The sequence below is a fragment of the Arthrobacter sp. P4_H3 genome (genome assembly GCF_056400885.1).
In genome coordinates this window covers 63537-79287 of sequence record NZ_JBFUKK010000013.1, presented here as the reverse complement: position 1 = coordinate 79287, position 15751 = coordinate 63537, and the positions used below count along the sequence as shown (strand labels likewise).

Here is a 15751-nt window from a genome sequence, read left to right as displayed (position 1 = left end):
GCCGTGCGGCCTGGTCATACCCGCTGCATGGGCCCGGCACAGCAACGGCACAGGTGTTATGGGGAACGTTGCATGGACCATCTCCGAGCTTGAAAGCAGCAGTCCATGCGACGTTCCCCCCGCACCGTCCTATCCTCGTCCCTTGTCGCGTTCACCCTGGCCCTGACAGGGTGCGGAGCCGGCGCGGCTACGGACCCCTCGGGGACGGCACCATCCGCGGCCTCCGCGGGCAGTGGCGCAGCCACGGAATCAGGCGCAGAAGCCAACGCCGGAACAACGACGGCGGAGACCACCCTCTTCGCCGACGGCGCCTCCCATGAAGTCAGCATTGAATGGGACGAGGCTGCCTACGCCGACATGATCGCCGCCTACGAGGCAGACGGGTCCAAGGAATGGATCCAGGCGGACATCACCATCAACGGCACGCTCGTCTCCGGCATCGGCGTGCGGCTTAAGGGCAACTCGACGCTGCGCAGCCTCAGCGGCGACGGCAACGGGCCCGGACCAAAGGGCGGCGGGGCTGCGGTTTCGTCCGGCATTTCCTCCGACGTTCCGGAATCCCTGCCGCTGCTGATTGACTTCGATAAGTACATTGACGGCCAGACTTACCAGGGGATCACCCAACTCTCGCTGCGCCCGGGCTCGCCGGTCCTGAACGAGGCCCTGGCGCTGGCCCTCACCGGGGCGAGCGGCCAGGCCACGCAGCGCTACGCCTACACCACCTACTCCGTGAATGGCAGCACCACCCAGACCAGGCTGCTGGTCGAAAACCCGGATGAAGCCTATGCCGACGCCCTCTTCGACACCCCGGGCGTGCTCTATAAGTCCGACGCGGAGTCCAGCTTCACGTATCAGGGCGATGACCTTGCAACGTACGAGGACCAGTTCAAACAGCTCAATGCGGAGGACACCGAGGACCTTCAGCCCATCGTCGATTTCCTCAGATGGCTCTCCGAAGCCAGCGATGAAGAGTTTGATGCCGAGCTGGCCAACTGGGTGGATGTGGAATCGTTCGCACGCTATGCGGCCACGATGAACCTGCTGGTCAACGGCGACGACATGGCCGGCCCCGGCCAGAACTACTACCTCTGGTACGACCTCGACACCAAGAAGATCTCCGTCATTTGCTGGGACCTGAACCTGGCCATGACGGGCAACGCCACGGCCTCCCCGGATGAGGAAGTCTCCATTGGCGGAGGCGCAGGCATCGGCGGAGGCATGCAGCGGCCTCCAGGCGAAAATGCCGACGCCGGGGCACCTCCGGCGGGGGCTCCGGCCGAGGCCGGGGCACCTCCGGCGGGGGCAGCCCCGGGCGGTGCCAGGGGCGGCAACGAGCTCAAGGAGCGGTTCCTTGCCTCCGAGGCGTTCCAGTCCCTGTACGACAACGCCTACGCGGACCTCTATGAGCAGCTGTTCGCCAGCGGGACCGCCGCTGGCCTCTTGGACAAGATCATCGCCGTCGTGCCCCCCAGCGATGACCTCACGCAGGAGGAACTGGCGGAGCAGACCGACACGCTCCGCACGTTTATCCAGGAACGCACCGAGGCACTCAGGGACCAGGTCTAGGCGTTACTGGGAGGTCCCCTGGCCGGCCGGCGGAATACTGCCTCTGAACCTGTGGTTGTTTCAGTAGAACCGACTGAGTACCACGCGCTTTTGTCAGAAATCAGACTCCAGAAGGACCATCATGAGCCCCAACCTGACCACCAAACTCCAGCCCGGAACCCAGGCACCGGACTTCACCCTGCCTGACGCTGAAGGCAAGCCGACATCCTTGGCCGATTACCGCGGCAAGAACGTCATTGTGTACTTCTACCCGGAAGCGGCCACCCCCGGCTGCACCACCGAGGCCTGCGACTTCCGCGACAGCCTCGCATCCCTCCAGGGTTCCGGTTACGAGGTCCTGGGCGTCTCCCCCGACGCCCCCGAAAAGCTGGCCCACTTCACCGGCGACTTCGCACTGACCTTCCCGCTCCTGGCCGACGAGGACCACGCCGTGGCGCTGGCCTACGGCGCCTGGGGCGAAAAGCTGCGGGACGGCGAAGTCACCGAAGGCATCGTCCGCTCCACCGTGGTGCTCGATCCTGAAGGCAAAGTGAAGCTGACCCAGTACCAGGTCAAGGCACAGGGCCACGTCGCAGCGCTGAAGGAAGCCCTGGGCGTCTAGGACGCTCTCTCACTTTTCGCAACAAAAACCGGAACCCTCTCTCACCCATGAGAGAAGGTTCCGGTTTTTCCTGTAGTTAGTGAGAGAGGGTTCCGGCTGCGTTCAGCCAGATCAGATGCGGACCGGGTCGGGTGCCGCTGCGGAGTGACGGACCTGCGCCGGGGTGAAGCGGGCGCCGGCGTCGGGGAAACCGGGAACCGCAATGCGCGCGTGGCTGTGGACCTCGGTCACGGTGTCCCGCGTATGCCCGGCGATTTTGGCCATCGTGGTGACCCACATACCGTCCATGGCCTTGACCCGGCTGATCAGCTGTTCGAGGGCCGCGGCCTTGGAAGGCCGGCCGGAGATGAACGGATGGTTCGTCAGCACAAAACAGCTTCCGGCCGCGTGGTGCGCCTCGGCTTCCAGCGTCCACATTTCGAGGACCTTGGCGGGGCTTTCGATGACTCCGCTGCCGGTCACCCCGGGGTAGAAGGCATACTGCTCCCAGTCGTCGAGCGCCCAGTCGACCGGGATTTCGACCAGGTCCCTGGAGTCGCCCTCGGCGACGCTGAAGCGGTACGGCGCATCGCCGTCGAGCAGGCTGGAGTCGTAGAGGAAGCCCCTATCCGCCAGCAGGGCCGGCGAGTGCCAGTTCAGCTCCCACCAGGGAGCGCGGTAGCCGACCGGCCGCACGCCCGCAACCTTGGCCAGTGCTTCCAGTCCCCGGTCGATGTACCGCGCCTCGGTGGCTGCGTCGATGCCCTGCATGGGTTCGTGCAGGTAGCCGTGGTGGGCGATCTCGTGCCCTGCGTCCACGATCCGGCGCACCACGTCGGGGTAGCTTTCGGCGGTGAAGCCGGGGATGAAGAAGGTGGCCTGGATGTCCTGGCGCTGCAGGATCTGCAGCAGCCGCGGTACCGCAACCTTGGGTCCGTAGGACTGGTGGGTCATGAGGGACATCCGGCGCGTGCTGGTGGGGTCGTGGGCGATGGTGCATGACTCCGCGTCCACGTCGAAGGTGAAGGATGCGGCCGCCCTGTACCCGTCGGGCCAGGTGATGGGATGGGCGGAGTCCGGGAAGGCGGGGAATTCCATGGTCCGATTCCTTTCTAGAGCGAGACGGCGGTGGTCGGGCGGGCTGCCGGGTCCGGGACATCTGACTCGGGCGACTCAGGGACGGTTACCGCGGCCGGCTGCGGTTCTGCGCCGACCAGAAACTTGCGGTGAAACCGGGGGCCCAGGACGGCGTAGCTGGCGGCACTGCTGAGTCCGCCGGCGAGCCAGGACAGGTCCCAGCCGCCCAGGGCCACGGCGATGGGGCCCTGCATTGCCGGGACCAGCCCGTACATGAACAGCCAGGTGGCGAAGATGCCGACCAGGAGGGATACGATGCCGGCCCAGTTGACGCCGGGGAGCCGCTTGGTGCCCACACCGTCGAACAGCCGTGCAGGGTCGCCGGGCCAGCGCTTCTCGATCCAGAAGTAGTGCACCAGCATCACACCGCCCCAGGCCGCCACCCATGCGACGAGTCCGATGAGCCAGGCGTCCAGCACGGCGGCGAAGTCCTCCTGGAAGATGAAGAAGACGACGGCGGCCAGCGAGAACACGCCGACGAACAGGTTCAGCTTGCGGCGGCTGATGGTGATGTCGAGGGCCTGCGTCGCGACGGAGAAGGTGTAGATGTTCAGGATGTTGGTGGCGATGGGTCCGTGCAGGACCATCAGCAGCACCGGAAGTGCGAGGACTCCGAAGTTCTGGACGATGAGTTTTCCGGGATCGATCTCGCCGCTGTTGGTGGCGAGGCTGGCACCCAGGATTCCGAGCCAGACAACGGGGATGAACTGACCCAGGACCGAGGCCAGGTAGACCCTACGCTTCGGCACTTCGGTACTGACGAAGCGGGAGTAATCGGCGGCATAGGTGAACCAGGTGATCCCCCAGCCGATGCCAATGGCCGTCATGACGGCGCTCATCGCGGCGATCCGCTCCGAGCCTTCGAGGATGTTGCCCGCCGGTCCGGCGTAGGTCCAGTTGATCTTCATGCCGAACCAGGCGACGGCGGACATCACCGCGAGGATGATGATGGTGGGCGGCACCGTCCACTTCTCAAATGCCGCGATGGCCTTGTAGCCGAACCAGGCGATGGCCACCTGCGCAGCCATGATGGTCGTGGCGACGCCGATCTTCCAGCCGTAGTTGTGGGCCGTGGGGTCAACCCAGCCGAGGGTTCCGAACAGCGCCATCACCAGGTCCAGGATGATCCACGTGTTCACCGCACACCAGCCGATCACCAGCAGCGCCTGGATGGCAGCGGGCAAATAGTTTCCGCGCCTGCCGAACGCCGCACGGGCCAGCACCATGCCGGTGGCCCCGGTCTTCTGGCCGAGCAGGACGAAGCAGCCGAACAGGAGCATGCCGATCAGGTTCCCCAAAACCAGAACGATAACCGTGTCAGCGAAGCCGAGGCCGAGGTGGATGCCCAAAGCACCGAGCACCCAGTTGATCGGCGCAAGGTTGGCTCCCGCCCAGATCCAGAACTGACCGGAGACCTTCCGGGTCCGCTGTGATTCGGGGATGGGCTGAAGCCAGGCTTCAACGTCTTCGCCGGCGACGGGCACCGGGCCTGCCGGGACTGCAGTGGAGTTGTGTTGCATGTGGGGCCTCCATAGGGAGAAAAGGGGGATACCGCAAGGTTATGTGCCGCAGGCCACACTCAACAAGATACGATATGTACAGGAAAATGACCCTTTGCATGACGGAGCGTAATGCCACTACACCTCAGTGAAATCCTGAAACATGCCACCCTCACCGCCGCTGATCCCGTGATCCGCGCAGGCGCTTCCGCAGTGGCCAATACGCAATTGCGGTGGGTCCACTCCAGTGAGGTTTTGGATATCGCCCCGTTGCTGAGCGGCGGCGAGCTGCTTCTGACCGGCGGCGACGCGTTGGCTTCGGCATCGGATGGCCGCCGGGTGGAGTACGTCCGGCAACTGGCCGCCCGGGGGGTCGGCGCCCTGGCGGTGGAAACGGGACAGACCCTGGCCTCGATTCCACCGTCAATGGTCCAGGCGGCGGAAAGCGCCGGGCTTCCCCTCATTGAATTGCGCAAGGTAGTGCCCTTCGTGGGCATTATGCAGGCCATCAATTCGATGCTGGTCAGCGAATCGGTGGCGCACCTGCGCCGCGCAGACGAAGCCAGCCATGCCATGGCCGTTGAACTGGCCCACGGGAGCAGCCTCGATCAGATCCTGGCAGTACTGGCCGGACTCATTGACGCGACGCTGGAGCTCTCGTCGGTGTCCGGCGTGACCCTCGGCAGCGCGGGACCGGATACCCCGGGCCCGGACGGCGGCGGCCCTGACAGCGCCGGTTCTAACAGCGCAGGCTCTAACAGCGCAGGCGTGGACAGGGCGGACACGCAGCCGTCGGACGGCTCCACTCCAGGCGGCTCCACTCCGGGCGGCGGTTCCGCAGCAGCCAGCTCCCGGGCAACCAGCTCCGGGACGGCGGAAAGCCCCAGGCTGGCAGCCGGGCCTGGCGCCGACGGCACGTTGATTAGCATCGACGTTCCGGTCCGCGGCGTTCCCTCCGCCCGGCTGGTCATCAATGTTCCGGCCCATGGCGACGTCAACCTGGCTCGTGTTGCCGGCGGGCGCTGCATTGACATCCTTTCGCTGGCGCTGCTTCAACGGATGCCACCCGGGCTGAAAGAGGTGGCCGGGACCGCGCTCCTGCGTGCTGTCAGCTCCGGGAGCCAGCCTTGGCGGCTTCAACAACTGTCTCCGGCTGCCGGGATCCCGCCTTCTGCCACAGTCGTCGCCGTCGTCGTCAGGACGTCCACCTCGCAGCAGCTGCGGGCGGCCATGGACAAGATCCTGAAGCGCTCAGCCCAGCAGAGTGCCAGCTACGTGGACAACGCGGAGCTCCTGGCGCTTGCCGCCCTTCCCTTTGACGGGGCGGTGGCCGCACGCGCCGAGCTCGTGACAGCGTTGCGGGAGTTGCCGGTTGAGGCCGGGACCATGACGGCGGTGGGTCCCCTGGCGTCCGGGATCGAGAACGCGCCGTGGTCGCTGTCCGAGGCGAAGTGCGCCCTGGATCTTGCCGTGAACGGTTCGCTTCGGGCAGTGGCCCGGCCGCTGTCGGAAACCGAAGGTGTGGTGCTCGACGTCGAACACCTCGCCGTGGAGCGCCTGGTGGCGCAGCATCTGGACCAGGGCGTGCGGCAGGATTTCGTCCGCCAGCAGTTGGGGCCCGTGCTGGAGCACGACGCGCGGCGGAACTCCCAGCTCCTGGCAACGCTGGCAACCTGGCTCGACTCCGGCTGCAATACAGCGCAGGCCGCCCGGGAACTGCACGTGGAACGGCAGTCGATGCACCACCGCCTGCAACGGATTTTCGAGCTGTGCGGCGGCGACCCGCGGGGAACGGGCCGGCTCGCTGCGCTCCACCTCGCCACCCGCATGGCCGCGCTCTAGCCCCGCCTTCAGGGACGCTCTCTCACTTTTCGCACCAAAAGCAGGGACGCTCTCTCACTTTCCGCAAGAAAGTGAGAGAGCGTCCCCGTTGAAGCGACAGAAAGTGAGAGAGCGTCCCCGTTGAAGCGACAGAAAGTGAGAGAGCGTCCCCGTTGAAGCGACAGAAAGTGAGAGAGCGTCCCGGTTGAGGCGGTAGGTTAGCGGAGCACCACGGTCCTGCTGCCGTGGAGGATTACCCGGCCCTCGCAGTGCCAGCGCACGGCGTTGCTGAGTGCTTTGCACTCCGTGTCGCGGCCGGCCGCGACGAGGTCCTCCGGCCCGTAGGTGTGGTCCACTTCGACGGTCTGCTGCGAGATGATCGGTCCCTCGTCGAGCTCGCCGTTGACGTAGTGCGCGGTGGCACCCACGGTCTTCACGCCGCGGGCGTAGGCCTGATGGTACGGCTTGGCACCCTTGAAGCTGGGCAGGAACGAGTGGTGGATGTTCATCGCCTTGCCGTCCAGCTTGCGCGTGAGTCCGTCGCTGAGGACCTGCATGTAGCGGGCCAGCACCACGAGCTCAACGTCGAACTCGTCGATGAGCTCCAGCAGCCGGCCCTCCGCCTCGGGCTTGGTGGCGGCGGTGACGGGCACGTGGAAGAACGGGATGCCGTGCCACTCCACGAGCGCCTGGTGGTCGGTGTGGTTGGAGACCACGGCCACCACATCAACGGGCAGTTCGCCGATCCTGGCGCGGAACAGCAGGTCGTTGAGGCAGTGCCCGAACTTGGACACCATGATCAGCACCCGGCGCTTGGAACCCTGCGGCTCCAGCCGCCACCTCATCCCGAAGCGATCAGCCACCGGGGCAAAAGCGGCCCGCAGGGTGTCCGCGGTGGAGGCGTCGCCGTCGGACGCGAAGTGCACCCGCATAAAGAAGTGCCCTTCGGAGCGTTCGCCGAACTGCTGGTTGTCGATGATGTCGCAGCCGTGTTCCAGCAGGAAGCCGGAGACGGCGTGGACAATGCCCGGCGACTCCCGGCAGTCGAGCGTCAGGATATGCTCCACGGTGGTGGCCGGCTCTGGGCGAGAGGTTTCAGTCTGGATGGCAGTCATGGCTCAGCACTCGATCACATTCACGGCGAGGCCCCCGCGGGAGGTCTCCTTGTATTTGGTTTTCATGTCCGCTCCTGTCTCACGCATGGTTTTGATGGCTTTATCCAGCGACACCTTGTGGCTGCCGTCGCCGTGCAGGGCCAGCCGCGCGGCGTTGATGGCCTTCACGCTGGCGATCGCGTTCCGTTCGATGCAGGGAATCTGCACCAGGCCGCCCACGGGATCGCAGGTCAGCCCAAGGTTGTGTTCAATGCCTACTTCGGCGGCGTTTTCCACCTGTTCGGGGGTGCCGCCCATGACCTCGCACAGCCCGGCGGCCGCCATGGAGCAGGCCGAGCCCACTTCACCCTGGCAGCCCACTTCCGCACCGGAAATGGAGGCGTTGATCTTGAAGAGAATCCCGACGGCGGCCGCCGCCAGCAGGAAACGGACCACACCGTCGTCGTCGGCTCCCGGAACAAACTTGACGTAGTAGTGCAGCACTGCCGGCACGATGCCGGCGGCGCCGTTGGTGGGGGCGGTGACGATACGCCCGCCGGCGGCGTTTTCCTCGTTGACCGCGAGGGCGAAGAGGTTCACCCATTCCATGGCCCGGAGGGGATCGGTGACGCCGGTGTCCGCGGTCAGGGTCTGGAATAACGACGGCGCCCGTCGCCTGACGTTCAGGCCGCCGGGAAGGATTCCTTCCGCGGCGCAGCCGTTGTCCACGCATTCGCGCATGACGGCCCAGAGCGACAGCAGCTTTTCGCGGAGTTCCGCTTCGCTGCGCCAGGTCAGTTCGTTGGCGAGCATCACGTCGGAGATGGACATGCCTTCGCGGCTGCAGATGGCCAGGAGTTCGTCGGCGGTGGTGAACGGGTAGGGCAGGACGGTCGCGTCGGCCACCACCCGGTCGCCGGCGTCGGCATCGCCGTCAACAACGAAGCCGCCCCCAATTGAATAGAAGCTCCGTTCGCTGAGGACGGCGCCGGTGTGGTCGAGTGCCCGGAAGGTCATGCCGTTGGGGTGGGCCGGGAGGGATTTGCGGCGGTGCAGCACCACGTCCTCGTCCCAGTTGAAGTCCACCCGGTGGTGGCCGCCGATCCGGAGTTCGGCGTCGAGGGCTGCCGCGGCCACCTGGTCATCAGCCGTGGCGGTGTCCACGGTTTCCGGGTCCAGGCCCTGGAGGCCCAGGACAACTGCCTTGTCGGAGCCATGGCCGCGGCCGGTGGCACCGAGGGAACCGAACAGTTCGGCCTGGACCCGGACCGTGGCACTCAGGTGGCCATCACCTTTGAGCCCGTCCGCGAACAGTTTTGCTGCCCGCATCGGGCCGACCGTGTGTGATGAGGACGGCCCGATGCCAACGGAGAACAGGTCCAGGGCGCTGAGGGCCATTAGGGCACCTCAGGGGAAGCGAACTCCCTCATGCCATCCAGGAGCCAGCGGCCCAGGAAGTCCGCGAACGAGGCCCGGGGGAACAGCCGGAAGCTTTCCTCCCCGGTCTTCAGCAGGGTGACCGGGATGTTGCCGACTTCCGTGGTCAGGGCCGTTCCCGGCGTAAAGCTGCGCGGGTGCAGATCCAGGGCACAGCCCTTCTCCAGTACCGCCCGGGCCCGCGGGCCGGACAGTTCGAACGTAGTGCGGTTGGCGGAGAGGTCCACCACCTGGCCCGGAGCGTCGCCCAGGGCGGCCGTGAGCGAGCGGATCAGGTCTCCACCCAAGGAGTCATGGGCTTCCTCCGGCGCCACCACCAGGAACTCGGACGGTCCCAGCCAGAGAACGCTGACACGCTCGGTGCCAGCCACCTCGCCACAGCGGACCGGCAGGCCGCCGGTGACGGAGGCGATCCGGGTACCTTCCTCGGACATGGGGTCGACGCGGACGCCCGCCATGGTCTGGAACGGGCCTTCCCTGAGGACGACCTTTCCCGGAACGGAGCCGGCGTCCAGCGCTGCGGCCAGGTGCGAGGCCGGGCTGCGGCGGATCTCCTGGAGTCCATTGACGCCTGTGAGTGCTGCAGTGTTAACCATCTTTGCGGGTCCCTTCGGGGTCAAAAAGTACGGTTTCGGCGACGACAACGTCAACCAGCTGGTCGCCGGCGGCGGCCACGAGGGTCTCGCCGATGCGGTTGCGGCCGTTCTTGATCAGGGCCAATGCGAACGACCTGCCAAGCGCGGCGCTGTGGTAGCTCGAGGTCACGAAGCCCTCCATCGGAACCGGTCCGTAGGCGGGGTTGGTGGTGATGCCCTTTTCCACGAGCTGGGTGCCTTCGGGGAGCCGCAGCGTTCCGTCCACGGGAAGGACGCTGACCAGGTGCTTGCGGTCCTCGCGACGGGCGTCGGCCCGGGCGTAGGAGCGCTTGCCGATGAAGTCCTTGGCCTTGGAGACCACCCATTCCATCCCGGCATCCTGCGGGGTGACGGTGCCGTCGGTGTCCTGGCCGACGATCGGGTAGCCCTTTTCGGCCCGGAGCACGTGCATGGTTTCGGTGCCGTAGGGGGTGATGTTGAATTCGGCCCCGGCGGCGGCCACGGCTTCCCAGGTGTTCAGCCCGTACCAGGACGGCACGTTGATCTCGTAGGCCAGTTCACCGGAGAACGAGATCCGGCAGATCCGCGCCTGCACGCCGGAGGCGAGGGTGGTTTCGCGGAAGGTCATGAACGGGAAGGCTTCGGCCTCCAGCCCGCCGCCGGCGGCGAGTTCCGGTGCCACCTTGGCGATCACCGCACGGGATTTGGGCCCGACGACGGCAATGGTGGACCACTGTTCGGTCACCGAGGTGCAGTGCACGTCCAGTTCCGGCCACTCGGTCTGCAGCCATTCCTCCAGCCAGTCCAGCACCTTCGCGGCGCCGCCGGTGGTGGTGGTCATGAAGAACCGGTCCTCGTCGAGGCGCAGGGTCACACCGTCGTCGAAGATCATGCCGTCCGCCATGCACATCACGCCGTAGCGGGCGGAACCCGGGGCGAGCTTCTTGAACGCGTTGGTGTAGATCCGGTTGAGGAACTCACCGGCGTCCTTGCCCCGGATTTCGATCTTGCCGAGCGTGGTGGCGTCCATGAAGCCCACAGATTCACGGACGGCGCCGCACTCGCGCAGCACGGCGGTGTCCATGTCCTCCCCGTCCTGCGGGTAGTACCAGGGGCGCTTCCACTGCCCCACGTCCTCGAACAGGGCACCCTGTGCCACGTGCCACGGGTGGATCGACGTGACGCGGGCGGGGTCGAACAGTTCGCCGCGCTGGCGTCCGGCGAGTGCCGCGAACGCCACGGGGGTGAACGGCGCCCGGTAGGTGGTGGTGCCGATATCGCCGATGCCGCGGGAGGCTTCGCCGGCTGTGCGGAGCGCGGCGGCGATGACACCGATCGCGTTCACGCCGGAGGTTTTGCCCTGGTCGTTGGCGGTGCTGATGGAGGTGTAGCGCTTGATGTGCTCCACGGACCGCATGCCGGCCCCGGTGGAGCGGAGGACATCGGCCACGGACTGGTCCCGCTGGAAGTCCACGAAGTGGTGGTGCCAGTCATCCGGCGTGCCGGCCTGCCCGGGGACCAGCCACAGCTGGCGGGTCGGGCCGGAGGCCTTTGGCTCGGCGAACGGGGACGGCTGCGTGGCGGATTCAAAGCCGGCGGCGATGGCTGCCGAGGCCCCGGCGGAGATGCCCTCTGCCAGGACATCTGCCAGTTCGAAGCTGCCGCGGCCGGAGCCGATGGTCTGCTGGTGCGGGACCACGGTGCTCGGCACAAAAGCCGCCAAGTCCTCGTCCCAGCGCAGCTTGCCCTGCCGCTGCGAGTGCAGGTGCACCAGCGGGCTCCAGCCGCCGGAGACCGCCAGCAGGTCGCAGGCGATCTCTTCGATGCCGGAGGTCAGTTCGCCGTCGTCGTTGATGCTGCGGACGGTGACGGACGCGACCCGGCCGTCGGCTCCGGCGGAGGTGTTGGCCACGGCACTGCCGATCAGCACCCGGGTCCCGGCTTCGACGGCGGCGGCAGCCACCGGAGTGATGCCGGGGCGGGCGTCGACGACGGCGGCGACCTTGACGCCGGCGGCGCGGAGGTCCGCGGCCAGGGCGTAGGCGCTGTCGTTGGTGGTGCTGATGACCACCCGCTGCCCCGCGGCGACGGCGTAGCGGTTGAGGTAGCTGCGGACGGCCGAGGCGAGCATGATGCCCGGGCGGTCGTTGTTCTCGAAGACCAGCGGGCGTTCGTGGGCGCCGGGAGCCAGGACAACCTGCTTGGCACGGACGTGCCAAACACGCTGCCGCGACACCCCGGGGGCCGCCGGGCTGGACAGGTGGTCCGTGCGGTTCTGGACCGCGATGACGTAGTTCGCGTCATACGCGCCGAAGGCGGAGGTCCTGTTCAGGACGGTGCACTCTGCTCCGGACACCAGTTCGGCTTCGACGTCCGCCACCCATTCCAGGGCCGGCTTGCCTTCGATGGTCTCGGCCAGGCCGGGGGCGGCGGATCCGGACAGGAGCGTGCCGCCCAGTTCGGGCTGGTCGTCCATGAGCATCACCCGGGCGCCGGTGCGGACGGCCTCGCGGGCCGCGGCGAGGCCGGCGGGGCCGCCGCCGATCACCAGGACGTCGGTGTGGACGTACTTCTTGTCGTACTCGGCGCGGTCTTCCTCCGGGTCCAGCTTGCCCAGGCCGTTGAGCAGCTCAGCCTTCAGGCCATCCACCAGGGAGACGGTGGTGGCGGGAAGCATGGACTCGGCCACGTCGCCGGGGAACCGCGGGAAGATCTTAACCAGCGCGTTGGATTCCTCCACGCCGGCGGCCAAGATGCCGCGGGACCGGTCCTCGTAAAGCGAATTGCCGACGGCCACCCGGCCGTTGGCAAGCAGGGCCGAGGCGAGGGTGTCGCCGGGGTGTCCGGTGAACTCCTCGCCGTCCACTGTGAAACGCCAGGAGATGCTGCGGTCGATGCGTCCGCCGGCGGCGAGGCGGGCGTTCTGGGAAGTCACTTGGTTGCTCCTTCCGGGGCGGTCGTGCCGGACTGGGTCGTGCTGGTGGCTGGATCGGCCGGGGCGATGCTGGTGCCCGAGATGTCCGGGGCAGAGGTGCCCGTGGTGGTGCTGTCAGCCGCGAGGCTTGCCGTGCCGGATTCCGGGGCTGCCGGGACCTTCATGTCAGGCCGGGGCGTGCCCATCGGGTAGACGGCCTGGATGTCATAGGTGACGGTGTCGCGGAGCATGTTGAACCACTGGCGGCAACCGGTGCTGTGCAGCCAGCGCTCAGCGAACGTTCCCTTGGTGTTGTCGCGGTAGAACAGGAACTCGGCCCATTCGCGGTCGCTCAGCTCGTTCGGGTTTTCCGGGTAGGGCACGTGGGCCTGGCCGCCGTAGTGGAACTCGGTCTCGTCGCGCGAGCCGCAGTTGGGGCATGAGATAAGCAGCATGTGCGTCTTCTTTCTAATGGACGGCGGCTAGTGGGCGACGGCGGCTGCGCCGTGTTCATCGATCAGGGCTCCGGTTTCGAAGCGTTCCAGCGCAAACGGCTTGTTCAGCTTGTGCGGGGTGCCCGTGGCGATGGTATGTGCGAACGTCAGCCCGGCCGCCGGGGTGCCCTTGAACCCGCCGGTCCCCCAGCCACAGTTGACGAACATGTTCTCCACCGGCGTGGTGCCCACGATCGGGGAGGCATCCAGCGTGGTGTCCACGATCCCGCCCCAGGTCCGGAGCACATGGGCCCGGGCGAAAATCGGGAAAAGTTCAACGGCGGCTGCCATCTGGTGCTCGATCACGTGGAACGAACCGCGCTGGCCGTAACCGTTATAGGAGTCCACGCCGGCGCCCATGACCAGTTCGCCCTTGTGCGCCTGGGAGACGTAGACGTGGACGTGGTTGGACATCACCACCGTGGGGTGGACCGGCTCGTGCAGTTCGGAGACGAGGGCCTGGAGCGGGTGGGACTGGATGGGCAGCCGGAAACCGGCCATTTCCGCGAGGACCGAGCTGTGCCCGGCGGCGCAAAGGCCCACCTTTTCGGTGTGGATGGTGCCCTGGTTGGTCTTGACACCGACCACGCGGTTCCCGTCCTTGAGGAAGCCGGTGACCTCGCAGTTCTGGATGATGTCCACGCCCAGCTCATCGCATTTACGGGCGAAGGCCCAGGCCACATGGTCGTGCTTGGCGATGCCCGCCCGCGGCTGGTACGTGGCACCCATGACCGGGTACCGGATGTTGTCGCTGATGTTCAGGATGGGGCACAGTTCCTTGACCTGGTCCGGTTCCAGCCATTCAGCGTCCACGCCGTTGAGCTTGTTCGCTCCCACCCGCCGGATGCTTTCACGGACATCACCGAGGGTGTGGGCCAGGTTCATGACACCGCGCTGGCTGAACAGGAAGTCGTACTCGAGCTCCTCCGGCAGGATCTCCCACAGCTTCAGGGCGTGCTCATAAATGGCCGCGCTCTCGTCCCAGAGATAGTTGGACCGGATGATGGTGGTGTTCCGGGCCATGTTCCCGCCGGCCAGCCAGCCCTTTTCCAGCACGGCGATGTTCGTCATCCCGTGGTTCTTCGCCAGGAAGTACGCCGTGGCCAGGCCATGCCCGCCACCGCCCACAATCACAGCGTCATAGGAAGACTTGGGCTCCGGGTTGCGCCAGAGGAAATCCGGGTGCTCCGGGAGCTGATGCGTGCTCACTGGGCTGCTCCAATCATTTCTGTTTCAAACGTGGAAATCTCGGCTTCGCCGGAAAGATGCGGGTAAAGCGGGAACTGCTCGGCAAGGGCGGTGACCCGTGCACGGAGTCCGACGGCGGTGTCCTCCGCCAGGGTTCCCGTGCCGGCAGCGCCGATAAGCGCGGTTGCGATGATGTCCGCGACCTCGGTGAATTCGGCCTGGCCGAAGCCGCGGGTGGCGAGAGCCGGGGTGCCGATGCGCAGGCCGGAGGAGACCATCGGCGGGCGGGGGTCGAACGGGACGGCATTGCGGTTGACGGTGATGCCGATCCGGTGGAGAGTGTCTTCGGCCTGCTGTCCGTCCAGTTCGGAGTTGCGCAGGTCCACGAGAACCAGGTGGACGTCAGTGCCGCCATTGACCACGGAGATGCCGGCCGCGGCGACGTCGTCGCGGAGGAGCCGTTCGGCCAGCAGCTTGGATCCCTGGAGTACGCGCTCCTGGCGTTCCTTGAATTCGGGGGTGCCGGCGAGTTTGAAGGCCACGGCCTTGGCGGCGATGACGTGCTCCAGCGGGCCGCCCTGCTGGCCGGGGAACACGGCGCTGTTGATCTTGCGGGCGTACTCCTCCTTGGCGAGGATGACGCCGCCGCGCGGGCCGCCGAGGGTTTTGTGCGTGGTAGTGGTGACGACGTCGGCGTACGGCACCGGGTTGGGGTGCAGTCCGGCAGCGACGAGCCCGGCGAAGTGCGCCATGTCCACCATCAGGTAGGCGCCCACGAGGTCTGCGATCCGGCGGAATTCGGCGAAGTCGAGCTGGCGGGAGTAGGCGGACCAGCCGGCCACGATCAGCTTGGGCCGGTGTTCCAGGGCCAGGGCCTCGACTTCGGCCATGTCCACGCGGAGGTCGGACTCGCGGACGTGGTACGGGACCACGTTGTAGAGCTTGCCGGAGAAGTTGATCTTCATGCCGTGGGTGAGGTGGCCGCCGTGGGCCAGGCTGAGGCCCATGATGGTGTCGCCCGGGTTCAGCAGGGCGAACATGGCGGCGGCGTTGGCCTGGGCGCCCGAGTGCGGCTGAACGTTGGCGAATTCGGCGCCGAACAGGGCCTTGACCCGGTCGATGGCGAGCTGCTCGATCACGTCAACGTGCTCGCAGCCGCCGTAGTAGCGCTTGCCCGGGTAGCCTTCGGCGTACTTGTTCGTCAGGACCGAGCCCTGCGCCTCCATGACCGCCGACGGGGCGAAGTTCTCGGAGGCAATCATCTCCAGGGTGGACTGCTGGCGGCCCAATTCCCGGGCAATAGCCTGTTCGACCTCGGGATCGAGTACGGAAAGACGTTCGTTCAACTGCTCAACCACGGATGCTCCTTTGAAATACCATTGCTAGGTGTTTGATATATCAGTGTATGAGCAATGGTATGGTTGA

Annotated in this window: 12 protein-coding genes; 3 read left to right on the top strand and 9 right to left on the bottom strand. The window is 66.6% G+C overall.

What is annotated here, in order from left to right; translation table 11 throughout:
• Positions 1-105 precede the first annotated feature (105 nt).
• Both AC1DRE_RS17195 and bcp read left to right on the top strand, forming a co-directional pair.
• On the top strand, positions 106-1566 hold the full coding sequence (locus AC1DRE_RS17195) for a CotH kinase family protein (protein ID WP_476985728.1): 1461 nt from the start codon (positions 106-108) through the stop codon (positions 1564-1566).
• Between the two features lie 121 nt (positions 1567-1687).
• The gene (gene bcp / locus AC1DRE_RS17190; RefSeq protein ID WP_476985727.1) at positions 1688-2167 is read left to right on the top strand and encodes a thioredoxin-dependent thiol peroxidase; all 480 of its coding nucleotides are present in this window, start codon (positions 1688-1690) and stop codon (positions 2165-2167) included.
• Between the two features lie 111 nt (positions 2168-2278).
• Here bcp and AC1DRE_RS17185 read toward each other — a convergent pair whose 3' ends face one another.
• A complete protein-coding gene (locus AC1DRE_RS17185) occupies positions 2279-3244 on the bottom strand; it encodes a polysaccharide deacetylase family protein (protein ID WP_476985726.1) in 966 nt (321 codons plus the stop codon).
• Between the two features lie 14 nt (positions 3245-3258).
• Positions 3259-4803: a purine-cytosine permease family protein gene (locus AC1DRE_RS17180; protein WP_476985725.1), complete on the bottom strand. Its 1545-nt coding sequence runs from the start codon at positions 4801-4803 to the stop codon at positions 3259-3261.
• A gap of 111 nt (positions 4804-4914) precedes the next feature.
• On the opposite strand from AC1DRE_RS17180, the gene AC1DRE_RS17175 reads away from it, so the two are divergent.
• Positions 4915-6624 carry a PucR family transcriptional regulator gene (locus AC1DRE_RS17175; protein ID WP_476985724.1) on the top strand — a complete coding sequence of 570 codons (1710 nt, stop codon included), beginning with the start codon at positions 4915-4917 and terminating at the stop codon, positions 6622-6624.
• A 197-nt stretch (positions 6625-6821) separates the two neighbouring features.
• Here the strand turns inward: AC1DRE_RS17175 and purU are convergent, their stop codons facing one another.
• From purU to glyA, 7 genes are read right to left on the bottom strand one after another with little or no spacing between them, the layout of a single operon-like run.
• Positions 6822-7718 carry a formyltetrahydrofolate deformylase gene (gene purU, locus AC1DRE_RS17170; RefSeq protein ID WP_476985723.1) on the bottom strand — a complete coding sequence of 299 codons (897 nt, stop codon included), beginning with the start codon at positions 7716-7718 and terminating at the stop codon, positions 6822-6824.
• 3 nt (positions 7719-7721) lie between these two features.
• On the bottom strand, positions 7722-9095 hold the full coding sequence (locus AC1DRE_RS17165; protein ID WP_476985722.1) for an L-serine ammonia-lyase: 1374 nt from the start codon (positions 9093-9095) through the stop codon (positions 7722-7724).
• Complete coding sequence (locus tag AC1DRE_RS17160; protein WP_476985721.1) at positions 9095-9730, bottom strand: sarcosine oxidase subunit gamma; 636 nt, start codon at positions 9728-9730, stop codon at positions 9095-9097. Before AC1DRE_RS17160 ends, AC1DRE_RS17165 begins: the two co-directional genes overlap by 1 nt.
• Entirely contained in the window at positions 9723-12665 is a 2943-nt protein-coding gene (locus AC1DRE_RS17155; protein WP_476985720.1) for a sarcosine oxidase subunit alpha family protein, read from the bottom strand. Before AC1DRE_RS17155 ends, AC1DRE_RS17160 begins: the two co-directional genes overlap by 8 nt.
• Positions 12662-13099, bottom strand: coding sequence for a sarcosine oxidase subunit delta (locus tag AC1DRE_RS17150; protein ID WP_476985719.1), 438 nt, complete (start codon positions 13097-13099; stop codon positions 12662-12664). The genes AC1DRE_RS17155 and AC1DRE_RS17150 overlap by 4 nt, the downstream gene beginning before the upstream one ends.
• A gap of 27 nt (positions 13100-13126) precedes the next feature.
• A complete protein-coding gene (locus AC1DRE_RS17145; protein WP_364125233.1) occupies positions 13127-14347 on the bottom strand; it encodes a sarcosine oxidase subunit beta family protein in 1221 nt (406 codons plus the stop codon).
• On the bottom strand, positions 14344-15684 hold the full coding sequence (gene glyA, locus AC1DRE_RS17140; RefSeq protein ID WP_476985718.1) for a serine hydroxymethyltransferase: 1341 nt from the start codon (positions 15682-15684) through the stop codon (positions 14344-14346). Before glyA ends, AC1DRE_RS17145 begins: the two co-directional genes overlap by 4 nt.
• Positions 15685-15751: the final 67 nt, after the last annotated feature.